The sequence below is a fragment of the Sphingomonas sp. CCH10-B3 genome, from assembly GCF_001556185.1.
Taxonomy (GTDB): domain Bacteria; phylum Pseudomonadota; class Alphaproteobacteria; order Sphingomonadales; family Sphingomonadaceae; genus Sphingomonas; species Sphingomonas aquatica.
In genome coordinates this window covers 1-24,483 of record NZ_LSIJ01000043.1, presented here as the reverse complement: position 1 = coordinate 24,483, position 24,483 = coordinate 1, and the positions used below count along the sequence as shown (strand labels likewise).

The following is a 24,483-nucleotide window of genomic DNA, read 5'->3' as shown; positions in this document are numbered from 1 at the left end:
GATAGGCTTGGGGGGATGCTATGGTTGAGAAGCGATACGAGTGGGCTGACGGCGCAAAGCTTGAGGAGCATTCGCGGCGCAAGCACAAGATTCTCCGTGAATATTGCTTCGATTACCTGACCGTTCGCTGCAAGCTGCCGCAGCAGGAACGTTTTCGGCTGGCCATCGTCGATGGCTTCGCCGGGGGCGGCCGCTACCAGTGCGGGACATCGGGCTCCCCGTTGATTTTCATCGAAGAGTTGAAGCGAGCCACCGAGGCAGTGAACACGCATCGCGCGGCACAGGGCTTGAACGCGATCGAGGTCGAGTGCCTGCTGGTCTTCAACGATGCCAGCCGTGATGCGATCGAACTTCTAAAAACGCATGTGGCGCCGCTCCAGGCCGACATCGTCGCGACCTGCCCGAAGCTCCATCTGCGCGTCGAGTATCTCAACGAGTTTTTCGAAACCGCCTATCCCAAAATCAAGCGTTTCCTGGAGCAAGGGCGCTATCGCAGCGTGATCTTCAACCTGGACCAGTGCGGCCACAGCCATGTCGAGCGGAATACGATTCTTGACATCATGCACTCGTATCCTGCGGCCGAGATCTTCTACACCTTCGTTATCAGTTCGTTGCTGGCGTTCCTCCAGAAAGACCAGCCGGAGCGCCTGCGTGCGCAACTCGATCATCTCGGTCTCGCCAGCGGCGATGTCCAGGCACTGGACGGGTTGATGAGCCAGAAGGATTGGCTCGGAACCGCAGAGAAGATCGTCTTCGACGCTTTCCGGCTTTGCGCGCCCTATGTGAGTCCGTTCTCGATCAACAACCCTGGCGGCTGGCGCTATTGGCTGATCCACTTCGCCAACGCTTATCGGGCACGGCAAGTTTACAACAATATCCTCCACGACAATGCCAGCCTTCAGGCCCACTTCGGCCGATCGGGCCTCAACATGTTGTCCTATGACCCGCGCCATGATGAGGGGATGCTCTATCTCTTCGACGACAATGGCCGTGCCTCGGCCAAGACCCAGCTTCTCGATGACGTGCCCCGTCTCGTGACTGAAGCTGGTGATGCCATGTCGGTGATGGAGTTCTATGAGAGCATCTACAACGTCACGCCGGCGCATGCCGATGACGTCCATGCCGCGATCATCGAGAACCCCGATCTTGAGGTGATCACGCCAGCCGGTGGCGAGAGACGCAAAGCGAACACGATCGGCGTCAATGACATCATCAAGGTGAAGACCCAGCGCAGCTTCTTCCCGATGTTTCTGGATGCCGGAAAGAGCCCGCAGGGGCGGAAGGAATAGTTCTCGCCATCATCCTGAGGCCAGCCGAGGTTGGCCAGGCGCTAGTCAGATTTTGCCTTCTACCGGGAGAAGGGTAAGGGATGTTTCCGGTTATTCCGCGTTCACATGGCCACCACAGCCTTGACATAACTCATCAAATATGACAAATATGGTACCATAATTCACCAGATTTGGGGCATTGTCATGGGCTCGCCAAAGGTCGGACCAGCCCTCGAAAGGCTTGGCCAGGACATTCGAAATGCGCGGCTACGGCGCAGTATTGCGGTTGCGGACCTGGCCATGCGCGCCGGAACATCGGCCAGTTCGATCGCGCGGCTCGAAAAAGGCGACCCTGGCGTTGCTATCGGGACGCTTGCGGATGTGCTGGTGGTCCTTGGGCTTCTCGAGCGGCTGGCCGATCTGATCGATGTCCGCAAGGATGATCTGGGGCTTGCGCTTTCTAACGAGCGCCTGCCGCAGCGAGGCAAGTCTTTCACGACGAGGATCAGAAGGCAAAAGGCCAAGTCGGATCCGACGCGCGCGCTCGATGACGTGGTCGATCCTGACGGAGCGTCGTTCTGATGGCGGAGTTTGCTGCCCAGGTTGTTCTTGGCGACCGACGTGTGCCCGTCGGTCAGCTGCGTTTCACAGCAGCGGGGCCGCGGCAGTTCTCGACCTTTGCCTATGACGCTGCCTGGATCGAAAATCCCCGCGCCTTCGCCGTGCAGCCGGATCTTCCCCTGGAAGGCGGCCCTTTTCATGCATCGGGCCAGCCAGGGAACACGCGTGATGCGCTCGCAGGCGTCTTTGCGGATGCCGCGCCGGACAGTTGGGGACGGCGCCTTCTCGAACGTGCCTATGGCAATGGTCTGACCGAGTTTGAGTATCTGACGCTGTCCGACGACGCTTGTCGTCAGGGCGCACTGCGATTCCAGGGGGACGATGGAGAGATCATCCGTGGTAAAGCAGGTGACGCCGTGCCCCGCCTCGTCGAGCTGGAAGCGATAACGGCCATAGCCCGCGCCTATGAGCAGGGTAAGGAGATATCTGCTGAAGAGATGCAGGCATTGGCGGGCGCGGGCGGCTCGGGCGGCGCCCGGCCCAAGGCCAATGTCCAGGACGGCGATACGCTATGGTTGGCCAAATTCACCTCGGTCCACGATCAGCAGCCGATCGAAAGGGTCGAGGTCGCGACGCTCCGGCTAGCCCAGGCTTGCGGCATTCGCACGCCTACAGCCAGGCTGGAACTCGCCGACACTCCCTTTCCGGTCGCGCTGATCCAGCGGTTCGACCGGCGAGGCAGTTCCCGGATTCCCTATATCTCGGCGCGCACGGCACTTGGGAAGACCGGGACGGAGTTGGGCTCTTATACGGAGATCGTCGATTTTATCCGTGCCTATGGCGCCGATCCCAAAGCCGATTTTCGCGAGCTTTTCGTGCGCCTGATTTTCACGATCCTCGTGTCCAACAAGGACGATCATCTGAAAAACCATGGCTTCCTTTATGTTGGAGGAGGCCAATGGCGGTTGTCGCCCGTGTTCGATGTGAACCCCGCACCGGATCGAAATCCGCACCTGGAAACTGCTATCCTGGAGGGCGGCGCGCATGATCGGTCCATCGCGCTCGCGCTTGAAGCCTGCGAGTTTTTCGAGATCCCGCCCGAGGAAGCGGGGCAGATCATCCGCGATACCGCACGGCACATATCGGAAGGCTGGCGTGAGACTCTGCGTCAGGTGGGCGTGTCAGGTGCATTGGCGCGGGATTACGAACCGGCGTTCATGAACGCGGAGACCGAGCTCGCGCTAGGCATGTAGTCAAATATGAACGACAATCGATCAATATCGGTCAGATATGGAGATTTGAAACGATGCTGCTGTTGGGCCGGCTTAACGGCGGGTTGAAATGGTAGATCGAAGCGGCGGTTTGACGTGCTTGGGGGCCAAGAGCGCTTAAGAAGGAATCCTTCTACGAGGATGGCAAACCGGCTCATGAATCGATACGATAAAGTTGTTGCGAGCATGTTCGCCATTCGTACTGCTCAAATGGCATCGGCTTCGTCACCGGCGATAGATGGCGAAGTCTTTCCCATGCCAATGAGCCGAAAAAAGCCAATGTTTTCATAAGCGGTAGCTTTTCGACGGTAAGGGTGACGGTATAATCATTCTTGAAAAAATTTTTTTGCTTTGTTCTTCAATTAGATAGGCCATTCAGCCGATAATTGAGTGGGAGTGACGGGGCATAGTTGCGGATAGGAAAGCGCATTCCAGCGTGGAATCAACGACCCTCCAGTTGCAATAGGTACCGAACGATATCCGGCTCAGTCCTCATTGCTTGAGCCACCGATATCTTTGCCCCGTTCGGATGCAGTCACGGGTGCGCCCTTGGCCGAGATAGATATGCCTGGGTGCCGGATGGAGGCCGCCCAACTGGGTGCTATTGCTCAGCTGTCGCTGCTGATTCGCGCCGCCAAATCGGGGGCCGGCGCAATTGCCGCCACGTTGCTTCGAGGCAAAATATAACAAAAACAATAGCATGAATTGCTTTTGAGCGGCTGTGTCGATATCCGATTGACATAAGTGAGCGTACGCTTATTTAAGATGCCATCATGGCTAAGACACCAACTCAGTCGCACATTGGCCGGCCGGTCAACGAGGAAGCGCGCGCCCTTCGGCGTGACCAGATCCTTGCTGGTGCCCGGCTCTGCTTCCTGCGCAAGGGCTTCCATGCCGCCAGCACGGCCGAGATCAGCGCCGAGGCGCACGTGAGCGTGGCCAATCTCTACCAGTATTTCCCAACCAAGGATGATCTGGTCAGGGCGCTGATCGAGGAGGAGCTGGCGGGCGATCTCGAACTTGTCAGGATTGTTGAGGAGGCGCCCAGCTTCCGGGAGGGTTTGGAAATCACCACCCGGATGGTGACGGCCAATCGTGACGTTGCCCATGACAGCCGCCTGCGGTTGGAAATCCTGGCCGAAGCGGCGCGCAATGCGGCCATTGCCGCCGTAGTCAAGGCGGCCGACGACCATGTTGTGCGGGAGATTGGTGCGGTGATCGCGCGCTATCAGGACAAGGGCGAGCTGCGGGCCGATTTTGTCCCAGAGGTCGCCGCACGCATCATCGTGTCGCTGTTCGATGGGATGACCGGCCGCTTTGCCTTCGGGCTGAGCGAAACCGAAGACCTGATTGTGGCAGCAGACCAGTTCATCGTCCAGGCGCTGGCACCGGTTGCCGAACCATCCACGCCAGCCCCCTGACCAAACAATAGACCCCCCCCAGCGGCGGGCAGTTGCACTCTGCCCGAAGCATTGACAGGAGCATAAAGTGAGTAAGGCCTCCCTAATTCATCTAATGGCCGGCGCGCTGGCGCTTCAGGGCTGCTCGGATGCCGCCGACACGCCGCCACCGGCGCCAGTGCGCACCGTGCTGGTCAGTCGAGTAGAACCTCCCGCTGCTGCCGCCGAGACGGTGGTCGGCACGGCGCGCTCGGCCCAAACGCATATCGTCTCGGCCGAACAGGGCGGGCGTGTCGTCGCGCTGCTCGCCGATGTCGGCGATCGCGTCGCCGCTGGCCAGGTGCTGGCGCGTCTCGACAGCGTACCGCTCGACCTTCGGGTGAACGCGGCGAGGGCCGAAGCGGCCCGTGCGGCGGCGACGGCGGCTGAACGCGCGCGCAATGCCGAGCGTGTGGCGCAACTGGTGGCCGACGGCACGGCATCGGCGGCCGAGCTCGATGCCGCGCGTGCAGAGGCGGCGACGGCGCGTGCCGGGCAACGAATGGCCGATGTGCAGGCGAGACAGGCGCAGCGAGACAGGACGCTGGCCTTGCTGCGGGCGCCATCAAGCGGTGTGGTGGCGGCGCGCCCTGCCATGCTGTCGGCGATCCTGGCGCCGGGCGCCCCGGCGTTCGAGATCGAAGGCCAGGGTGATCGCCTGATCAGCGCGGCGCTGCCGACGGCCGTTGCGGCCCGGTTGCACCCCGGCGTGCGTGTCACCTTCCGTCATGATGGCACCACCGGCGAGGCGCGGCTCACCGGGATCAGTGCGCGCGACAATGGCACGGGCGGCCGGGATGCCAGTTTTGTGGTCGTCGCTGGGGCACCGGCGCCCAGGGCGATTGTGGAACTGATGCTGCCCGCTGCCGTGCAGACCGCTTCAGCCCATGTTCCGCAGTCCGCTGTCCTCGAAGGCCGCGATGGCAGCCAGAAGGTGCGCATTGTCGGCACCGACAATCGGTTGCGCGATGTGCCGGTACGGCTGGTCGGTCTCGCTGGCGCCAGCGCCCTTGTGCAAGGCCGGATTGCGGCCGGCGATCTGGTCGTCGCGGCCGGTGGCGAGTTTCTCCAGGCCGGTCTGCGTGTCCGCCCCCATGTCGCCGTGCGCTGAAGCCAACGCTGCCCAGTAAGGATCTTCCCCCATGTCGATCACCGCCGCCGCGCTCCGCCGGAGCCGGTTCACCATTGTGGCTGCCATCGCCCTGTTTCTTTCGGGCCTGACGGCGCTGCTGGATTTTCCCGCCACCGAAGAGCCCTTTGTCCAGGTCCGCGCCGCCACCGTGGAGGCCTATCTGCCCGGTGCCACCAGCGAGCGCACCGAGCAGCTCGTCGCCAAGCCGATCGAGGAGCGGCTGCGTGAAGTGGCCGAGGTCAAGACGATCGAGACGGTCGTGCGGCCTGGATCGGTGTTCATATCGGTCACGCTGCACGATGGCACGGCTGCCAGCCGGCTGCCGGCCATCTGGCAGCGCGTGCGCGTCAAGATGGACGAGGTGCGCGGGCAATTGCCCGAGGGCATCAGCCCGATCATCATCAACGACGAATTCGCCCGTGTGGCCGTGCGCAGCCTGGCGCTGACCGGCAAGGGTTATACCGCCGGCCAGTTGCAGGATTGGGCGCGCATCGCCCGTGACCGCTTGCAGACCGTGGACGGCGTCGAGCGCATTTCGCTGCACGGGGTGCGCGAGGAGCGGGTGTTCGTCGATCTCGCTCCGGCGAAGCTGGCGGCGGCCGGCCTGTCGTTCGACAAGGTGGCAAGCCATCTGGCCGAACGCAACATCGTGGCGGCGGCCGGCGAGATCGATACCGGCCGGCGGCTGTTGGCGCTGGAACCAAGCGGCGACCTGCCCGGCGTGGCAGCGCTGGCCGGAGTACAGATCCCGCTGCCCAGTGGTCGCAGCCTGCCGCTCGGCACGCTCGGTAGCATCAGCCAGCAACCTGCCGATCCGCCGCAGACGGCAGTGGTCGTGAATGGCCAACCGGCCGTGGTGCTGGGCGTGTCGATGCGCACCGGGCTGAATGTCCTGTCGTTCGCCGAGCGGCTCGACGCGCGCGTGTCCGAGGTTGAGCAGGGGCTGCCGGCCGGCATGAAACTGACCACAATTACCGACCAGTCGCAGGTGGTGGCAAAGGACCTGTTCAAGGTCGGCCAGACCTTCCTGGAAACCGTTGCCGTGGTGATGCTGGTCGTCGTGATGTTCCTGGGCTGGCGCGCCGGGCTTGTGACCGGCGTGATCGTGCCGCTAACGGTGATGGGCACGCTGATCATCATGCGCCTCATCGGCATCGAGCTGCACATGGTCTCGATCGCGGCGATCATCATCTCGCTGGGCCTGTTCGTCGACAACGGCATCGTGGTGGTCGAGGATTATCAGCGCCGGCTTGCCGAAGGCGAGGCGGCCGATGTGGCGGCAGAGGCTGCCGGCCGCACCATGGCCGCGCCGCTGCTCACCTCCAGCCTGGCGATCATCTTTGCCTTTGCACCGCTGGCGGCCGGCACCAGCGACACGGCGGAATATATGCGCAGCCTGGCCATCGTCATGGCGATCACCCTACTGCTGTCATTGTTCCTGGCGCTGACCGTCACGCCGCTGATGTCGCGCCAGTACGCCGGCGCCCATGACGCCTCCCATGATGACAAGGGTTGGCTGGCCCGGGTGCGGCGCTGGTATGAAGGCCGGGTCGGCCTCATTGTGGGCCGTCCGCGCACCATCGTGGCGGCGATGGTTGGGCTTCTGCTCTCGTCCTTCGCGATCTTTGCAACCATTCCGCCGCAGCTGTTGGCCGCTTCGGCACGGCCGCAGTTGCAGATCCCCGTGGAACTGCCGGCGGGTGCCTCGACGCGGGCGAGCTATCGGCTGGCGGCCGACCTATCCGCCGTGCTCGCCGACAGGAAGCGCTTTCCCGAGCTCACCAGCAACGCAATCTATGTGAACGACGGCGGCCCGCGCTTCATCCTGGGCCTCAATCCGCCGGCGCCGGCGCCGCACCGCATCTATGCGGTGGTGAACCTGGCCAAGGATGCAGACAGCGAGACCGTGCTGGCCAAGCTGCGCCAGACGCTGGGTGCGCGCTTTCCCGAGGCGCTGATCGAGCCCAAGCGCTTTTCGCTGGGTGTCTCTGAAGCCGGAACCGCCGTGTTTCGTCTGGCCGGCCCTGATCGCGCCGAGCTGGAGCGCGGTGCGGTCGCACTGAAGCAGGCGCTGGCGGCCATCCCCGGCATTGCCGACATCCGCGATGATGCCGAAGGCCGCATTACCCGCCTGGTGGTCGATATCGATCACGCCCGGGCGATGGCGGCCGGCGTGTCGGCCAGCGCGGTGGCCCGTTCGCTGGAAGCGGCAACGGCGGGGATGCCCGTGACCGTGCTGCGCCAGGGCGATGTGCTGGTGCCGGTGGTGCTGCGCGCGCCGGAAGACGAGCGCACGGCGCCGGAACGGCTGGCGGCGCTGCCGGTGTTCGGTACCGAAGGCAGCGTGCCGCTGGGCCAGATCGCCACGGTGCGCCTGGCAAGCCAACCGAGCGTGCTGATGCGCCGCGATCACAGCCCGGTGATCACGGTGTCGGCGCGTCACCCCACGCTTGCCTCGCAGGAGATTGTCGATCAGGTCACGCCGGCGGTGGACCGGCTGGTGCTGGCGCCCGGCCACGCGCTCGAACTGGGCGGCGAGATCGAGGAAAGCCGCACCTCCAATGAAGGCATCGAGCGCTATTTCCCGATCGCACTGATGGGCATGGCCGCGCTGTTCCTGTGGCAGTTCGGTTCGGTCCGCAAGACCGCGATCATCATGGCCTCGATCCCGTTCGTGCTGATCGGCGCGTCGCTGGGCCTGAAGCTGAGCGGCGAGGCGATGAGCTTCACCGCCACGCTGGGGCTGCTCGCGCTGGCCGGGATCATCGTCAACAACGCCGTGCTGCTGCTGGAACGCATCCAGGAGGAGCGCAATGCCGGCCTGGCGCTGAACGAGGCCGTGGCGACGGCCGCCGCCGTGCGCCTGCGCCCGATCGTGATGACCAAGCTGGCCTGCATCATGGGGTTGGTGCCGCTCTATCTGTTCGGCGGCGATCTGTGGCGGCCGATGGGCGCTGCCATGATTGGCGGCCTCGCGCTTGGCACCCTCATCACCCTTGTCCTCATCCCGGCCCTCTACGCGCTGCTGTTCCGCGAGCGGCAGGCGGCGGCCGCAGCCTGACGGAGACTGACTGTGACCCGATCCCTGTTTGCTATGTTTGCGCTTGGCACCCTGCTGGCCGGCTGTGCCGGTGCGCCGCCACCAAAGCCGGTGCCGGCACCGCCTTCCGCCAGCTGGAGCGCCAGCGACCCGGCACTGGCCAGTGGCCAACTGCGCTTCGACTGGTGGACGGCCTTTGGCTCGGCCGATCTGGATCGCCTTGTTGCAGAGGCGCTGGCGGCCAACTTCGAACTTGCGGCGGCCGATGCCAATCTGAAGGCCGCTGGCGCCCTCGCTCGAGAAGCGCGCGCGCAGCGGCTGCCACAGGGCGGTGTCTCGGCCGGCGTGCAGCGCCTGCGCGAGCCATCGGCCACCCAGCCGCCGATCTTCCGGACTCCGGAGGCGTTTCCCGACATGACCATCGCCAGCATCGGCGGCGAACTGGCGTGGGAGATCGATTTCGTTGGTGGCCGCGCCAAGGCGGCGCGGGCAGCGCTGGCCGATGCACAGGCGGCGCGGTGGCAGCGTCGGCAAGTCGAAGCTGCCGTCGCGGCGCAGGTGGTGCGGGCCTGGCTTGATCTGGGGCGCAGCCGGCAGTTGGCCACGCTGATCGATCAGCGGCTGGCGGCGCTGGACCAGCTGATCGCGATGGCCCGGCTGCGGGTGACGCGCGGTGGCGGCACCACGGCCGATGTTGCGGCGCTGGAACAAGTGCGCGAACAGGCCGCCGCCGAGCGTCCCGCGCTCGATCTGGCGCAGCGCAATGCGCTTCGACGGCTGGCGGTGCTGACCGCACGGGACCCGATTGCCTTTGTCAGCGACGGCGCGGCCGTGGCGACGCAGACGCTGACCCCGGCAACGCTGACGGTTCATGATCCGCGCGCAGTGCTGCGCATGCGCCCCGATGTGCAGCGCGCCGAACAGCAGTTGCTGGCTGCGTTCGAGCGGGCGGGCGCCTCGCGCGCCGCACTCTATCCCAGCCTGTCGCTGGGCGCGTCGGCGGGGCTGGCAGCGACGCCGGCCGATCTGGGCGAGGCCGGCGCCTTCCGCTTTGCCATCGGTCCGTCGCTGAACTGGGGCATCTTCAACCTTGGCCGCGTCAAGGCCGGGATCGCCGCGGCCGATGCGGGCAGCGAAGCGGCTGCCGCCACCTGGCAACAGACCCTGTTGGCGGCCGTCGAAGAGGCCGACGGGGCCGTCGATGGCTGGTTGAGCGCGCGCCGCAGCGCGGAGGCCGCCCATGCAGCGCTGCGGGCGGCGGACGTGGCGGTGGCCGCTGCCCGCTCCCGCAACCGAGCCGGCGTGTCCAGCCCCTTCGAACTTGCCCAGGCCGAGGCTGATTACCTCGCCGCACAGGCCGCGCACACCGCCGCACAGGCGGGCGAGCGCGATGCCTGGGCGATCGCCCATCTCGCTCTGGGCGCCGGCTGGCGCAGCGAGACACCCACGTCCCGGTCAAGCTGAGGGCCCCTCCAGACTGACGATACCTCGAGGCGCAGAATTTCCCGATCGGGAAACTCTCAGCAATCAAGCACAACTTGCCCTGGTAATTTCCCGAGCGGGAAATCTGATGACACAAACCGCCAGCTGGCGACTGCCGTCTGGCAACCGGCGCATGAGCTTAGCTCCAGATCGTATGACGACCAACGCTTGGGACTGGCCGCTTGCCGAAGGAGGTCAGTGACGGTACTTTTCTGGTCCCTCTTGGGGTGTGGTTTGGCACTCAGAATCTCCATCAAAGGCGGAAAAGATGTCGATAGATGCTGGAACCGCGACAAAATTTTCGCGCCGACTTCACCAATGATTTCAATAGGTTGATCACATGACGGGCCTTGGGGCGGGCCGGGCCATCAAAATCGATAATAAACTCTTTCAAAACAAAAACTTATGATGCATTTAAATAATTGAGTGGGAATAGCCCGCCGCTGAGACGCCATCGACAGGCCGGTCAGGCCGCCTCGGCGCGGCCTTCGAGTTGCTGGCGGTCGCGGATGGTGATCGCGCGCGGGCCGGGCAGCGCGATCAGGCCATCGGTCTTGAGCCGGGTCAGCTGACGGCTGACGGTTTCGATCGTGAGGCCAAGCAGCTCGGCCATTTCGCCGCGTGTCAGCGGCAAGTCGAACGTCAGCGGGGCATCGTTGCTCGCCCGGCAGCCAGCGCTCCCGAAACGGTCGGCCATGTCGATCAGGAAAGCGGCGACGCGTTCCTCCGCCGTGCGTCGCGCCAGCGTCAGCATCCGTCCGCGCGCATCCTCAAGCGCGGCAAAGGTCCGCTCGAGCAGCAGTCGTTCCATATGGACATGGTCGTGCAGCACGGCCTCGAACTGGCCGCGCGGGAAGACGCAAAGCTCGGCATCGGTCAGCGCCGTGACCGTGAATCCCGCCTGGCGCGCAAAGGGGCGCCCGATGAAATCAGCCGGATACAGAAGCCCGACGGTCTGTTCGCGTCCGTCGCTGGTCGATGCCGACAGCTTCATCATGCCATCGAGCAGGTTTGCGCAGATGATGCTTTCGTCGCCCGCCCAGATCAGCGTTTCGCCACGGGCAATGCGGCGGCGCTGACCGATGCGGTTGAGCGCAACCAGTTCGTCGTCGCTAAGCGATCCGCATAACGAACGATCACGCACCGCACATTCGGCGCAAACCCGGGTGGAGAGCATCTCATCCTTTCCGACCGCGCGGCCTTGCGCCGCCTGCCGGATGGGACAATGCCGTTCCCCGAGGCGGATGGTCAAGCGCTTTGCCCTTCGGGGCTTAGGCGGATTGACGCGCCAGCGGCTTAGAACACCACGACGCTGCGGATGCTTTCGCCCGCGTGCATCAGGTCGAAGCCCTTGTTGATTTCCTCTAGGCTCAGCACATGAGTGATCATCGGGTCGATCTCGATCTTGCCGTTCATATACCAGTCGACGATCTTGGGGACGTCCGTCCGGCCCTTCGCCCCGCCGAAGGCAGTACCGCGCCAGTTGCGGCCGGTGACGAGCTGGAACGGGCGGGTGCTGATTTCCTTGCCGGCTTCCGCCACGCCGATGATGATGCTGGTACCCCAGCCGCGGTGGCACGCTTCCAGCGCCTGGCGCATCACGGTCGTGTTGCCGGTGCAGTCGAAGGTGTAATCCGCGCCGCCGTCGGTCAGCGCGACGAGATGCTGGACGAGATCGCCCTCGACGTCCTTGGGATTGACGAAATGGGTCATGCCGAAGCGCTTGCCCCATTCCTCGCGCGCCGAGTTGATGTCGACGCCGACGATCATCCCGGCGCCCGCCAGCCGCGCGCCCTGCAGCACGTTCAGCCCAATACCGCCCAAGCCGAACACGATCACCGTGTCGCCGACCTGCACCTTGGCCGTGTTCACCACCGCGCCCACACCGGTCGTCACGCCGCAGCCGATGTAGCAGCTCGTCTGGAACGGCGCGTCCTCGCGGATCTTGGCGACGGCGATTTCGGGGAGCACGGTGAAGTTCGAGAAGGTCGAGCAGCCCATATAATGGTAGATCGGCTGGCCCTTGTAGCTGAAGCGCGTGGTGCCGTCAGGCATCAGCCCCTTGCCCTGCGTCGCGCGGATCGCGGTGCACAGGTTGGTCTTGCCGCTGAGGCACGACTTACACTGGCGGCATTCGGGGGTGTAGAGCGGGATGACATGGTCGCCCGGCTTGACCGAGGTTACGCCCCTGCCAACCTCGCGCACGATGCCCGCGCCTTCATGGCCGAGCACGCTCGGAAACAGCCCCTCGCTGTCGAGCCCGTCGAGGGTGTAGGCATCGGTGTGGCAGATGCCCGTCGCCATGATTTCGACCAGAACTTCGCCCGCTTTCGGCCCTTCGAGGTCGAGTTCGACAATCTCGAGCGGCTGTTTGGCTGCAAAGGCAACGGCGGCGCGGGTCTTCATGAGCGGTTTCTCCTTGCGCGCGGCGTTATCATGACGATCGCGCAGGCGGCAATGCTGCTGCTCGACCGCGTTGCACTTGCGGGCGGCGGGCGGCATGGCGGAGCAATCGACGGAGGCACGGCATGAAGACAGCATTGGTCACGGGCGCAACGGCGGGCATTGGCGCGGCCACGGTGCGCGCCCTGGTCGCGGCAGGGTGGCGGGTGGTCGCCACCGGTCGGCGCGCGGCGCGGCTCGACGCGCTGGTTGCCGAATGCGGTGCGGCCGTGCTGCCGCTGGTGTTCGACGTGCGCGATGACGATGCGCTCGATACCGCGCTGGCGACCCTGCCGAGCGACTTTGCGGGCATCGACCTGCTTGTGAACAATGCCGGACTCGCCATGGGCACCGCGCCCGCGCAGCACAGCGACCTCGACCAATGGCGGACGATGATCGACACCAACATCACCGCACTGGTCGCGATCACGCACCGGCTGTTGCCCGGGCTGATCGCGCGCAAGGGGGCGATCGTCAATCTGGGCTCGGTGGCGGGCAGCTATCCCTATACCGGGGGAAATGTGTACGGCGGGACCAAGGCGTTCGTCGCGCAATTCTCGCTCAACCTGCGTGCCGATCTGCACGGCACCGGCGTGCGGGTGACCTCGATCGAGCCGGGGATGGTCGAGACCGAATTCACGCTGGTGCGCACCGGCGGCGATCAGGCAGCGTCGGATAAGCTCTACGCCGGCGCGACGCCGATGACCGCCGAGGACATCGCCGCGACAATCCTCTGGGTCGCCAGCCTGCCGCCCCACCTCAACATCAACCGGCTGGAACTGATGCCAGTCAGCCAGTCCTTCGGCGGCTTCCAAGTTGCGCGAAATCTGGCTGACACGCAGTAAAAATTCTACATTGTTACAGAAATAGCAATAAAATTACGAAATGTGTGTTGACAGGCAAATTTTTGGTCTCTAGCTGCGCGTTTGTCGGTTGGGACCCCCTGCGCGGCGAAGTGGAGCGAGCACGTGACGATTGAGCAATCCGGAGCGGACATCCTGGTCGAGGCGCTGGGCGATCTCGGCGTCGAGGTCGTGTTCGGCTATCCGGGCGGCGCGGTGCTGCCGATCTATGACGCGCTCTACCGCCACAACGCACGCGGCGGGCGGATCAGGCACATCCTCGTCCGCCACGAGCAGGCGGCAACGCATGCGGCGGAGGGCTATGCGCGCTCGACCGGCAAGCCCGGGGTCGTGCTCGTCACGTCCGGTCCCGGCGCGACCAATGCCGTCACCGGCATCACCGACGCGCTGATGGATTCGATCCCGATGGTGGTGATCACCGGGCAGGTGCCGACACCGCTGATCGGCACCGATGCCTTTCAGGAAGCCGATACCGTCGGCATCACGCGCCACTGCACCAAGCATAATTATCTGGTGAAGAATCCCGCGCGGATCGGCCCGACGATCCATGAGGCGTTCCATATCGCCACGTCGGGACGGCCCGGCCCGGTGGTGGTCGACATCCCCAAGGACGTGCAGGTCGCCACTGCTAGCTACGCCAATCCCGGGCCGATCCGGCACAAGACCTATCGCCCGCAAGTCGATGCTGATCCGGCAGCGATCGAGCAGCTGGTCGACATGCTCGCCGCCGCCGAGCGCCCGATCCTCTACACTGGCGGCGGCATCATCAATGCAGGGCCGTCGGCGAGCGCGCGGCTGCGCGATCTCGCGGCGCTGACGGGGGCGCCGGTCACCTCGACGCTGATGGGGCTGGGGGCATTCCCGGCGTCGCACCCGCAGTGGCTCGGCATGCTCGGCATGCACGGGACTTACGAAGCCAATTGGGCAATGAACCAGGCCGATCTGATCGTGGCGCTCGGCGCGCGCTTCGATGACCGGGTGACGGGGCGGCTCGATGCCTTCGCGCCGCACGCGCGCAAGGTGCATATCGATATCGACCGTTCGAGCATCAACAAGACAGTGCGGATCGATCTGGGCATCGTGGCGGACGTTGGCCATGCGCTCGCCGATATGGTGCGTGTCTGGCAAGCACGCGGGCACCCCAAGCCTGACACCGCCGACTGGTGGCGGCGGATCGCGGGTTGGCGCGCGGTCAGATCGCTCGACTTTGCCGAGAATGATCCCGCAACGATCATGCCGCAGCGCGCGATCCGGGCCTTGTGGGAAGCGACCCACGCGCGCGCGCCGATCATCACCACCGAAGTCGGCCAGCACCAGATGTGGGCGGCGCAGCATTTCGGTTTCGAGGCGCCCAACAAATGGCTCACCTCGGGCGGGCTTGGGACGATGGGGTACGGCCTGCCCGCTGCGATCGGCGCGCAGCTCGGCAATCCGCACGCGCTGGTGATCGACATCGCTGGCGAAGCGTCGATCCAGATGAACATTCAGGAACTGGCGACTGCCACGCAATACCGGCTGCCGGTGAAGGTCTTCATCCTCAACAATGAATATATGGGGATGGTCCGCCAGTGGCAGCAGCTAACCTATGAAAGCCGCTACGCCGAAAGCTACAGCGATTCGTTGCCCGATTTCGTGCGGCTTGCGGAGGCCTATGGGTGGAAGGGCATCTTGATCGAGCACCGCGACCAGCTCGACGGTGGGATTGCCGAAATGCTGGCGCACGACGGCCCGGTGATGGTCGATTGCCGCGTGGCCAAGCTCGCCAATTGCTTCCCGATGATCCCGTCGGGCGCCGCCCACACCGACATGATCCTGCGCGCCAGCGACGTGTCGGGGACAATGGACGATGAGGCCAAGGCGCTCGTCTGATGCAGATAAAAGAGGAAAAGGCCGAACGCCACACGCTGGCGGTGATCGTCGATAACGAGCCGGGCATATTGTCGCGGATCGCCGGGCTGTTCACGGCGCGCGGCTATAACATCGCCAGCCTGACGGTGAGCGAGATCACCGAGGACAAATCGGTCAGCCGCATCACGATCGTGACTTCGGCCAGCCCGCCGGTGCTCGAGCAGATCGTCGCACAGCTCGACCGGCTGGTGCCGGTCCAGAAGGTCACCGACCTTACCGCCGCCGGGCCACACGTCGAACGCGAACTGGCGCTGGTCAAGGTCGCAGGGACGGGCGATCACCGGATCGAGGCGCTGCGCCTTGCCGATGTCTACCGCGCGCGCGTGGTCGATGCGACGACGTCGAGCTTCGTGTTCGAAGTGACCGGCGGTACCGAGAAGATCGACAAGTTCATCGAGCTGATGCGCGAAGTCGGGCTGATCGAAGTCGCGCGCACTGGTGTCGTCGCTATATCGCGGGGGCGCGAAGCCGCCTGAAAACTATCGTGCTCCTGCAAAGACAGGCGCCCAAGGACCAACAACTTTAGGCTCCTGCTGTTGCAGGAGCACGCCGGACAAATCGAGGGAGCAATTGATGCGCGTTTATTACGATCGTGATGCCGACCTGAACCTGATCACGGGCAAGAAGGTCGCGATCGTCGGCTATGGCAGCCAAGGCCATGCCCATGCCCAGAATCTGCGCGACAGCGGCGTTGGCGAAGTCGCGATTGCGCTGCGGCCCGGTTCGGCGACCGCGCGCAAGGCCGAGGCGGCAGGCTTCAAGGTCATGACGAATGCCGAGGCTGCAGCTTGGGCCGATGTGACGATGATCCTCGCGCCGGACGAACATCAGGCGGCGATCTATGCCGATGATCTGCGCGACAATCTGAAGCCCGGCGCGGCGATTGCCTTTGCGCATGGACTGAACGTGCATTTCGGGCTGATCGAGCCGCGCCCCGACCTCGACGTGATCATGATCGCGCCCAAAGGCCCTGGCCACACCGTGCGCAGCGAATATCAGAAGGGTGGCGGCGTCCCCTGCCTGATTGCGATTGCGCAGGAAGCCGAAGGCAATGCCGGCAACGGCTATGCCAAGGCGCTGGCGCTATCCTATGCCAGCGCCGTCGGCGGCGGCCGTAGCGGCATCATCGAGACGACTTTCCGTGAGGAATGCGAAACCGATCTGTTCGGCGAACAGGCAGTGCTGTGCGGCGGGATCACCCACCTGATCCAGGCCGGGTTCGAGACATTGGTCGAGGCGGGCTATGCTCCTGAAATGGCCTATTTCGAATGCCTTCATGAAACCAAGCTGATTGTCGATCTGCTGTATGAAGGCGGCATCGCCAATATGCGCTATTCGATCAGCAACACGGCTGAGTATGGCGACATCAAGACCGGCCCGCGCATCATCACGGCGGAAACCAAGGCCGAGATGAAGCGCGTGCTCGCCGACATTCAGGCAGGGCGGTTCGTGAAGGATTTCGTGCTCGAAAACCGCGCCGGTCAGCCTGAGCTCAAGGCATCGCGCAAGGCGGCCGCTGCCCACCCGATCGAAAAGGTCGGCGCGGAGCTGCGCGCGATGATGCCATGGATCGGCGCCAACAAGCTGGTCGACAAGGCAAGGAACTGAGCCCAGAACAGGCCGATGCTGCCCGACGCTTCCGCCAAATACCGGCCGTTCCAGCCGATCGACTTGCCCGATCGGCAATGGCCGTCGCGCACGATCACGGCGCCGCCGCGCTGGCTGTCGACCGATTTGCGCGACGGCAATCAGGCGCTGATCGATCCGATGGACGCCGAGAAGAAGGCGCGGATGTTCGATCTGCTGTGCCGGATCGGCATCAAGGAAATCGAAGTCGGCTTCCCGAGCGCGGGGGCGACCGAATTCGATTTCATCGCCGGGCTGGTCCGGTCGGGGAATATCCCCGACGACGTCACCGTGCAGGTGCTGACGCAAAGTCGCCGCGACCTGATCGAGACAAGCTTTGCCTCGCTGCGCGGCGTCCCGCGTGCGATCGTGCATGTCTATAATGCGGTCAGCCCGGCGTGGCGGCGGATCGTGTTCGGCATGTCGCGCGACGAAGTGAAGCAGATCGCCGTCGATGGCGCGCGGATGCTGCGCGACTGCGCCGCTGCGCAGCCCGACACCGACTGGCATTTCGAATATAGCCCCGAGACATTTTCGACCGCCGAGCTCGATTTCTCGGTCGAGGTCTGCGCCGCCGTGATGGAGGTGTTGCAACCGACGCGCGAACGGCCGATCATCCTCAACTTGCCGGCGACGGTCGAATGCGCGACGCCCAATGTCTATGCCGATCAGATCGAATGGTTCGGGCGCAACATCCCCAATCGCGATTGCGTGGTGATTTCGCTCCACACGCACAACGACCGCGGCACGGGCGTCGCCGCCGCCGAGCTGGGACTGATGGCGGGAGCCGACCGGGTCGAGGGCTGCCTGCTCGGCAATGGCGAGCGCACCGGCAATTGCGATCTGGTGACTGTCGCGCTCAACATGTACACGCAAGGCATTGATCCGAAAATAGATTTGTCCGACATCGATGCGGTCATCAAGACGGTCGAATATTGCACGCAGATCCCGGTCCATCCGCGTACGCCCTATGCCGGTGAACTGGTATTCACGGCCTTTTCGGGATCGCATCAGGACGCGATCAAAAAGGGTTTCGCTGCGCAGGCGCAGCGCAACGACGGGCTTTGGGAAGTGCCCTATCTGCCGATCGATCCCGCCGATCTCGGCCGCAGCTATGAAGCGGTGATCCGCGTCAATTCACAAAGCGGCAAGGGCGGCGTCGCCTGGGTGATCGAGCAGGACAAGGGACTGAAGCTGCCCAAGCGGCTGCAGGCCGATTTCAGCCGCCATGTTCAGGCACTTGCCGACGATGTCAGCCGCGAGCTGAACGCCGCCGACATCTGGCAGCTGTTCGAGGCGACCTATCTGCCGGGCGCGCGCGACCGCTTCGTGCTCCGCGATTATGAGGAAAGCGGCACTGCCGGCCAGCGGCTGTTCGTCGGCCATGTCGCGATCGACGGTGAGGAGCGATCGATTTCCGGGCGCGGCAACGGCCTGATCTCGGGGGTGATCGCGGCGCTGGGCGAGGGCGCGGGGATCGCGCTCGACGTGGTCGATTATAGCGAACATGCGATCGGGCATGGCGCCGACGCGCAGGCCGCTGCCTATGTCGAATGCCGCATCGACGGCGGGCGGACGGTGTTCGGGGTCGGCATCGACACCGATATCGCCACCGCCAGCGTCCGCGCGGTACTGAGCGCGGCGAACCGGCTGTAGCGGTGTCCATTTGCCGAGGCTCGCCATGACGGAGCCTTGGCCCAAATTCATCAAGACCCCGAGCAAGGCCTGACGGCTTTGATTCGTCATTCCCGTGAAGGCGGGAATCCATGCTCGCTGACGTTTCAGAAAGTCGCGAAAACCGGCGAATAGGGATCCCCGCCTTCGCGGGGATGACGAACGCCTCTAAAGGAGACAGGCCCTAATCGGTCATTCGGTCGCGTGTCGCCAAGCGGCAACGCCCGCGGGTGGCAGCAGGGCTTCGCCGATGACCAGCGGGCGATCGGTCAACTCAGCGAGATCAATGACTTCCGGGCCGTAGTTGAACGCGAAAGTGAGTTCGCCCGCGCGCCGGAGCCGGACATCACGCGGGAGATCGGCGACGGCCAGCCCGGCTTCGCCTGCCATCGTAACGATCAGCCGGTGCAGCAGCGCGGCGTCGGGCCAGCCGGCGAGGTAGCGCATCGCGCCCGACCGATAGACGATGCCGCGCCCGTCGCTGAGCGCGATCTCGGGCGCAAGCGCGCTTTCGACATGTTCGAACCAGCGCGTGATCGCAAAGCCGTCCCCGGCTTCGACGAGCCCCTCGCGCAATGACTCGACGCGGGGGATGGAAATTGGAATCGCGTGCTGCAGGGGGCCGGGGGGCAGGGTGCCGGGAATCTGGCAGTCGCGCGTGCGGCTGCCGCTGCGCGGGCCGAACAGCACCGGGATGTTTAAATGCTGCAGCTTGTCAACGAGGCTGGGGGCAAGGACAGGCAGCGAGGGGACGACAACCATCCGATAGCCGTCGAGCGCCGCATCGGCGGGGACGATATCGACATCGAGCCCGAGCCGGCGCAGCGCCGAATAGAATTGGAACACCAGCTCGACATAGCGAAAGCTGCGCCCCTGCGGCTGCGCGTCGAACAGCCAGGCGGCTTCGTAGGAAAAGACCAGCGCGACCGAGCGGGCAGGGGCGCCGAGCGCGCCGATCGCGGCCAGATCGGCGGCGGCCGCGCGGGCCTCGTGCGCGCCGGCATCATCGACGCTGTCGGGGCGAAGCAGCCCGGCGTGATGCATTTCCTGCCCGAACGGGGCCTGTCGCCAGCGGAAATAGCTGACCAGCTCGGCGCCGTGCGCGGCCGCCTCGAGCGTCCATAGTCGCACCATGCCCGGCAGTGGTGCGGGATTATGCGCCGCCCAGTTCACCGGGCCGGGCTGCTGCTCCATCACCCACCAGCGCCCGTTGCCGCAGCCGCGGTAGAGATCGTGGTGGAAGCCAGCGATATCGGGATGGCCCTGCCGCGCGTAACGCAGCTTGTCGTCACGGCTGAACCAGAATTGCTCGAGGAAGCCGATCGGGTAGCTGTCCCAGGTCGCGACATCGAGATCGCGCGACACTTCGTGGTGATCGAAGGCGGTGAAGAAGCCCATGTAATTATGGACGACATCGCGGCCCGGGCTGTGCGCGCGGATGATGTCGACCTGCAGCCGGTTGAACGCCACGACTTCGTCCGACGCAAAGCGGCGGTAGTCGAGCACATGCGCCGGATTGGGCTCGGTGACGGTCAAATGCGGCGGATCGATTTCGCCGAACGCGCGATACTCCTGGCTCCAGAAAACATTGCCCCACGCCGCGTTGAGCGTGGCCACATCGCCGTAGCGCGCCGCCAGCCAGCGCCGAAAGCCGTCGGCTGCTGCCGCCGAATAGCTGACGACGGTATCGTGGCAGCCATATTCATTGTCGGTCTGCCACGCGACGATGCTCGGATGCGCGCCGTATCGCTCGGCAAGCGCGGTAACGATCCGTGCGCATTCGGTGCGATAGCCTGCATGGGAGAAGCAATAATGCCGCCGCGATCCGAAGCGCCGCGCTTGGCCGCACGCATCGACCGCGAGCATGTCGGGCATGGCATCGACCAGCCATTTGGGCGGTGTGGCAGTGGGCGTGCCGAGGATGATACCGAGCCCGGCCCCGTGCAGCGTGTCGACTGCGCGATCGAGCCAGCCCCAGTCGTAGCGCCCGGGCTCGGGCTCGATCCGGCTCCACGCGAATTCGCCGATGCGCACGCGCGACAGGCCCATCTCGGCCATGCGTCGGGCGTCGTCGGCCCAGATGTCTTCGGGCCAATGTTCGGGATAATAGCAGCAACCCAGACGCATCATCGGCTGATCCTTGGCCAAGCCCCGCTTGCGCGCAAGGGCGGACGGCCTATGCTCGCGCAAAACGGGCGAGAAAAGGGGAGACCGGCATGCAGTTGACGAGCGGCGTCCAGATGGGCGTGGCGATCCTGTTGCTCGCCGCCATCGCGCTCGCCACCTGGCTGAAAGTGCGCAGCGCGCGCCACGATGGCAGCGAAAAGGACGTCTATCTGGCGGGCGGTGGGCTCAGCTGGCTGTTCGTTGCAGGATCGATCACGCTCACCAATCTGTCGACCGACCAGCTCGTTGGCATGAACGGCAACCAGATGCTGCTGCTGGCGTGGTGGGAGATTTCGGGCTTTGTCGGGCTGCTGATCCTCGCCTTTATCTTCGTGCCGATTTATTACCGCAACGACTGCACGACCGTTACCGAGCTGCTCGACCGGCGGTACAAGGGCGACACGACCAGCGTGCGCACCCTCATCTCGGCGCTGTTCCTGTTCGGCAACATTCTCATCTATCTGCCCGCCGGCCTCTATAGCGGTGGGCTGTTCCTGAGCGCGCTGTTCGGGGGCGATGTGCCGCTGATTGTCTTTGCCGGGCTGATCGCGGTGATCAGTGCGGCCTATACGATGCTGGGTGGTCTGCGCGCCGTGGCAGTGATGGACACCTATTCGGGCTTTGGCGTGCTGGCGATTGCGGTGCTGATCGTTTTGCTGGCGCTGGCGGCGATCAATTGGGATTTCAGCGGCATCCCGCCCGAACGGCTGACCTTCTTCGGCGGCAAGGATTCGCCGATTCCGTTCCACACTTTGTTCACTGGCATGATCTTCATCCAGATCTTCTATTGGTCGACCAACCAGAACATCACCCAAAAGGCGATGACCGCACCCACCGTCGGTGAGGCGCAGCGCGGCGTGCTCGCGGCGGCGGCAGTCCGGATCATGATCATCCCGATCATCGTCACCGTGCCCGGCGTCGTGGCGTACAAGCTGCTCGGCAATGTCGGCGATCAGGCTTATGGCTTGCTCGTCGCCAAGATCCTGCCGTCATGGCTGTCAGGCGCGTTTGCAGCGATGATTGCCGCCGCCGTGATCGCCCACACCGCCGCCGTGCTCAATTCGACCGTCGCGCTCTACGCTGTCGATTTCCACGACAAATTCGTCGGCAAGGTAAAGGACCAGTGGCGGCTGAGCGCCGTTGCCACCGCGCTGGTAACGCTGAGTTCGATTGCGCTAGTGCCGCTGTACGAAAATGCGACCAGCATCATCAACCTGCTGCAGAAGCTCAACGGCTTGTCGTCGATGCCGATCCTGTCGGCGTTCGTCGTCGGGCTGTTGTTCCGCGGCGTCCGCGGCAATGCGGCAACGGCAGGGGTGGTGTGGGGGGTCGCGCTCTATGGCCTGTTCACTTTCGTGCTCGAACCGAACCAGCTGGTGACGTTGCACTACATCGACTTCATGGTCGTCACGCTTTTCAGCTCGGTCGCGGTGGCGCTGATCGTCAACCGGCTGAGCGGCGGGCGCGCCTCGCTGATCGGGCGGCGCGCGGCGGCGTGACGGTTGCGGCGGATCAACCGCACCGGCGGCGCAATCCGCTGACCGGCGATTGGGTGCTGGTGTCGCCGCACCGGCTCGCGCGGCCGTGGCAGGGGCAGCAGGATGTGCCCGACCGGAGCGCGCGACCCTCCTATGATCCGGGCTGCTATCTCTGCCCGGGCAATGCGCGCGCCGGGGATCAGCGCAATCCCGATTATGCCGGTACTTTCGTTTTCGACAATGACTTTGCGGCGGTGCTGCCGGATACGCTGGCGGCGTCGACCGACGATGCGCTGTTCGCTGCCGAGGCAGTGCGCGGGGTGGCGCGGGTGATCTGCTATTCGCCCGACCATGCGCTGACGATGCCCGAGCTGTCGCAAGCCGCCGTGCGCGGCATCGTCGATTGCTGGTGTGACCAGAGCGCGACGCTCGGCGAGCGCTATCGCTGGGTACAGGTGTTCGAGAACAAGGGCGCGATGATGGGCTGTTCCAATCCGCATCCGCACGGCCAGATCTGGGCGACGGCGCATCTGCCCACCGAAGCTGCGACCGAAGACGCGACGCAGCGCGCCTATCACCGCGATTGCGGGCGACCGATGCTGCTCGACGTGGCCGAGCGTGAGGCGGGGGGGGCGCGCGAGGTTGCTTCCAATGCCGAGTGGCTGGCGATCGTCCCCTATTGGGCGAGCTGGCCGTTCGAAACGCTGCTGCTCCCCCGCTTTGCCATCCAGCGAATGCCCGAGTTGACGCAGGCGCAGCGCGACAGCCTTGCCGACATCCTCCGCTGCCTGACCGCGCGCTACGACAATCTGTTCGCCACCCGCTTCCCCTATTCGATGGGCTGGCACGGCGCGCCCTTTGGCGATGAGGACGGCGCACATTGGCAGCTCCACGCGCATTTCTACCCGCCGCTGCTGCGCTCGGCGAGCGTGCGCAAATTCATGGTCGGCTATGAAATGCTCGCCGAGCCGCAGCGCGACCTGACCCCCGAAACCGCCGCCGCGATGCTGCGCGCGGTGCCCGAGGCGCTAGCATGAGCCCCGCCGAGCGGGCGACCGCTGCCTATCGCGCGGCGTTCGGTGAGGCGCCCGCGCGGCTCGCCTATGCCCCCGGACGGGTCAACCTGATCGGTGAGCATACCGATTACAACGACGGCTTCGTGCTGCCTTGCGCAATCGATCGCGGGACCGCTGTAGCGATCGGCGAGGGCGCGGACGACATGATCGCGGTCGTCAGTGCCGATTATGGCGAGACCGATCGCTTCGATCCCGCCGCGCCCTTCGCGCTCGCGCCGGGCTGGCGGACGCATGTGCGCGCGGTGGCAGCGGTGTTGCGCGCGCGCGGGCTTTCGGTGGGCGGTATGCGAATCGCGATCGCGGGCGATGTGCCGCAAGGGGCGGGGCTGTCCTCATCGGCGTCGCTCGGCGTCGCCTTGGGCGCCGCGTTCGATACGAAGGGCACGCTCAGCCGCACCGAACTCGCGCTGGTCGCCCAGGCGGCGGAGAATGACTTCGTCGGTTGCGCCTGCGGCAACATGGACCAGCTGATCGCGGCGCATGGGCAGGCGGGCGCGGCGCTGCTCATCGATTGCCGCTCGCTCGCAACCACGCCCGTGCCGCTGCCCGACGAGATGGCGCTGCTGATCGTCCATTCGGGCATCACGCGCGGGCTGGTCGACAGCGCCTATAATGAACGCCGCGCCGCGTGCGAGGCAGTCGCCGCCCATTTCGGCATCGCCGCCTTGCGCGATCTCGACAGCGCCACGCTGGCGGCGGGCGAGGGCAGCCTCGACCCGGTCGCGTTTCGCCGCGCGCGCCACGTCGTGAGCGAAAATGCGCGCACGCTCGCCATGCCAGCCGCGCTCGCCGCGAGCGACTTTGCCGCGATCGGCGCGCTGATGACGGCGTCGCATGCGTCGATGCGCGACGATTTCGAAATCACGCTGCCCGAAATCGATCGGCTGGTGGCGACGATGACGGCGGCGCTGGGCGGCGTCGGCGGGGTGCGCATGACCGGCGGCGGCTTCGGCGGCTGCGTGGTCGCGATCACCCAGCAGGCGTTGATCCCGGACCTGATCGCGGCGGCGATGCAGCATTTCGCGGCGGTGGGGCGGGCGCCGGGCCTGATCCATAG

General features: G+C 64.9%; 19 protein-coding genes. 15 read left to right on the top strand and 4 right to left on the bottom strand.

All coding sequences use genetic code 11. The features are described 5' to 3' along the window. Positions 1-20: 20 nt before the first annotated feature. The 3 genes from AX672_RS07935 (at position 21) to AX672_RS07925 (ending at position 3,082) form a co-directional block, all read left to right on the top strand. A complete protein-coding gene (locus AX672_RS07935) occupies positions 21-1,289 on the top strand; it encodes a three-Cys-motif partner protein TcmP (protein WP_054362403.1) in 1,269 nt (422 codons plus the stop codon). Between the two features lie 183 nt (positions 1,290-1,472). Continuing rightward, complete coding sequence (locus tag AX672_RS07930; protein ID WP_054362402.1) at positions 1,473-1,850, top strand: helix-turn-helix domain-containing protein; 378 nt, start codon at positions 1,473-1,475, stop codon at positions 1,848-1,850. Then, positions 1,850-3,082, top strand: a complete 1,233-nt coding sequence (locus tag AX672_RS07925) for a type II toxin-antitoxin system HipA family toxin (protein WP_054362401.1) — start codon at positions 1,850-1,852, stop codon at positions 3,080-3,082. Before AX672_RS07930 ends, AX672_RS07925 begins: the two co-directional genes overlap by 1 nt. Positions 3,083-3,708: 626 nt before the next feature. On the opposite strand, the gene AX672_RS19025 is transcribed toward AX672_RS07925, so the two are convergent. After that, complete coding sequence (locus AX672_RS19025) at positions 3,709-4,029, bottom strand: hypothetical protein (protein WP_231731211.1); 321 nt, start codon at positions 4,027-4,029, stop codon at positions 3,709-3,711. On the opposite strand from AX672_RS19025, the gene AX672_RS07920 reads away from it, so the two are divergent. The 4 genes from AX672_RS07920 (at position 3,949) to AX672_RS07905 (ending at position 10,175) form a co-directional block, all read left to right on the top strand. Beyond that, positions 3,949-4,521, top strand: a complete 573-nt coding sequence (locus tag AX672_RS07920; RefSeq protein WP_443026231.1) for a TetR/AcrR family transcriptional regulator — start codon at positions 3,949-3,951, stop codon at positions 4,519-4,521. The genes AX672_RS19025 and AX672_RS07920 overlap by 81 nt on opposite strands. Positions 4,522-4,588: 67 nt before the next feature. Then, entirely contained in the window at positions 4,589-5,650 is a 1,062-nt protein-coding gene (locus AX672_RS07915) for an efflux RND transporter periplasmic adaptor subunit (RefSeq protein ID WP_168727388.1), read from the top strand. A 31-nt stretch (positions 5,651-5,681) separates the two neighbouring features. Continuing rightward, the gene (locus tag AX672_RS07910) at positions 5,682-8,732 is read left to right on the top strand and encodes an efflux RND transporter permease subunit (protein ID WP_066650618.1); all 3,051 of its coding nucleotides are present in this window, start codon (positions 5,682-5,684) and stop codon (positions 8,730-8,732) included. A 12-nt stretch (positions 8,733-8,744) separates the two neighbouring features. Then, complete coding sequence (locus tag AX672_RS07905; protein ID WP_168727387.1) at positions 8,745-10,175, top strand: efflux transporter outer membrane subunit; 1,431 nt, start codon at positions 8,745-8,747, stop codon at positions 10,173-10,175. 484 nt (positions 10,176-10,659) lie between these two features. Here AX672_RS07905 and AX672_RS07900 read toward each other — a convergent pair whose 3' ends face one another. Together AX672_RS07900 and AX672_RS07895 are read right to left on the bottom strand one after the other, a co-directional pair. Then, positions 10,660-11,337, bottom strand: a complete 678-nt coding sequence (locus AX672_RS07900; protein WP_331711182.1) for a Crp/Fnr family transcriptional regulator — start codon at positions 11,335-11,337, stop codon at positions 10,660-10,662. Between the two features lie 152 nt (positions 11,338-11,489). Continuing rightward, positions 11,490-12,599, bottom strand: a complete 1,110-nt coding sequence (locus AX672_RS07895) for an S-(hydroxymethyl)glutathione dehydrogenase/class III alcohol dehydrogenase (protein WP_066650631.1) — start codon at positions 12,597-12,599, stop codon at positions 11,490-11,492. A 122-nt stretch (positions 12,600-12,721) separates the two neighbouring features. On the opposite strand from AX672_RS07895, the gene AX672_RS07890 reads away from it, so the two are divergent. The 5 genes from AX672_RS07890 (at position 12,722) to leuA (ending at position 18,688) form a co-directional block, all read left to right on the top strand. Continuing rightward, positions 12,722-13,480, top strand: a complete 759-nt coding sequence (locus tag AX672_RS07890; RefSeq protein ID WP_066650608.1) for an SDR family NAD(P)-dependent oxidoreductase — start codon at positions 12,722-12,724, stop codon at positions 13,478-13,480. Positions 13,481-13,603: 123 nt separating this feature from the next. After that, the gene (gene ilvB, locus AX672_RS07885; protein ID WP_066650607.1) at positions 13,604-15,367 is read left to right on the top strand and encodes a biosynthetic-type acetolactate synthase large subunit; all 1,764 of its coding nucleotides are present in this window, start codon (positions 13,604-13,606) and stop codon (positions 15,365-15,367) included. Beyond that, a complete protein-coding gene (gene ilvN / locus AX672_RS07880; RefSeq protein ID WP_066650606.1) occupies positions 15,367-15,882 on the top strand; it encodes an acetolactate synthase small subunit in 516 nt (171 codons plus the stop codon). Before ilvB ends, ilvN begins: the two co-directional genes overlap by 1 nt. 97 nt (positions 15,883-15,979) lie before the next feature. Then, the gene (gene ilvC, locus AX672_RS07875) at positions 15,980-17,014 is read left to right on the top strand and encodes a ketol-acid reductoisomerase (RefSeq protein WP_066650605.1); all 1,035 of its coding nucleotides are present in this window, start codon (positions 15,980-15,982) and stop codon (positions 17,012-17,014) included. Positions 17,015-17,029: 15 nt separating this feature from the next. Next, entirely contained in the window at positions 17,030-18,688 is a 1,659-nt protein-coding gene (gene leuA / locus AX672_RS07870) for a 2-isopropylmalate synthase (protein WP_066650604.1), read from the top strand. 210 nt (positions 18,689-18,898) lie between these two features. Here leuA and AX672_RS07865 read toward each other — a convergent pair whose 3' ends face one another. Then, positions 18,899-20,836 (bottom strand): beta-galactosidase, encoded by a 1,938-nt coding sequence (locus tag AX672_RS07865; protein ID WP_231731208.1) that lies wholly within the window; start codon positions 20,834-20,836, stop codon positions 18,899-18,901. A gap of 86 nt (positions 20,837-20,922) precedes the next feature. Here AX672_RS07865 and AX672_RS07860 point away from each other — a divergent pair, with 86 nt between their 5' ends. The 3 genes from AX672_RS07860 to galK form a co-directional block, all read left to right on the top strand. Continuing rightward, complete coding sequence (locus AX672_RS07860) at positions 20,923-22,371, top strand: sodium:solute symporter family transporter (RefSeq protein ID WP_066650603.1); 1,449 nt, start codon at positions 20,923-20,925, stop codon at positions 22,369-22,371. Next, positions 22,368-23,387, top strand: a complete 1,020-nt coding sequence (locus tag AX672_RS07855; RefSeq protein ID WP_066650602.1) for a UDP-glucose--hexose-1-phosphate uridylyltransferase — start codon at positions 22,368-22,370, stop codon at positions 23,385-23,387. The genes AX672_RS07860 and AX672_RS07855 overlap by 4 nt, the downstream gene beginning before the upstream one ends. Beyond that, positions 23,384-24,483: galactokinase (gene galK / locus AX672_RS07850; protein ID WP_066650601.1), on the top strand; the 1,100-nt coding region annotated here is incomplete at its 3' end. The genes AX672_RS07855 and galK, both read left to right, overlap by 4 nt.

Coding starts and splice junctions, on each gene's coding strand:
- AX672_RS07935 (WP_054362403.1), top strand. CDS start 21: ATGGTTGAGAAGCGATACGAGTGGGCTGACGGCGCAAAGCTTGAGGAG.
- AX672_RS07930 (WP_054362402.1), top strand. CDS start 1,473: ATGGGCTCGCCAAAGGTCGGACCAGCCCTCGAAAGGCTTGGCCAGGAC.
- AX672_RS07925 (WP_054362401.1), top strand. CDS start 1,850: ATGGCGGAGTTTGCTGCCCAGGTTGTTCTTGGCGACCGACGTGTGCCC.
- AX672_RS07910 (WP_066650618.1), top strand. CDS start 5,682: ATGTCGATCACCGCCGCCGCGCTCCGCCGGAGCCGGTTCACCATTGTG.
- AX672_RS07895 (WP_066650631.1), bottom strand. CDS start 12,599: ATGAAGACCCGCGCCGCCGTTGCCTTTGCAGCCAAACAGCCGCTCGAG.
- AX672_RS07890 (WP_066650608.1), top strand. CDS start 12,722: ATGAAGACAGCATTGGTCACGGGCGCAACGGCGGGCATTGGCGCGGCC.
- ilvN (WP_066650606.1), top strand. CDS start 15,367: ATGCAGATAAAAGAGGAAAAGGCCGAACGCCACACGCTGGCGGTGATC.
- ilvC (WP_066650605.1), top strand. CDS start 15,980: ATGCGCGTTTATTACGATCGTGATGCCGACCTGAACCTGATCACGGGC.
- leuA (WP_066650604.1), top strand. CDS start 17,030: ATGCTGCCCGACGCTTCCGCCAAATACCGGCCGTTCCAGCCGATCGAC.
- AX672_RS07865 (WP_231731208.1), bottom strand. CDS start 20,836: ATGATGCGTCTGGGTTGCTGCTATTATCCCGAACATTGGCCCGAAGAC.
- AX672_RS07860 (WP_066650603.1), top strand. CDS start 20,923: ATGCAGTTGACGAGCGGCGTCCAGATGGGCGTGGCGATCCTGTTGCTC.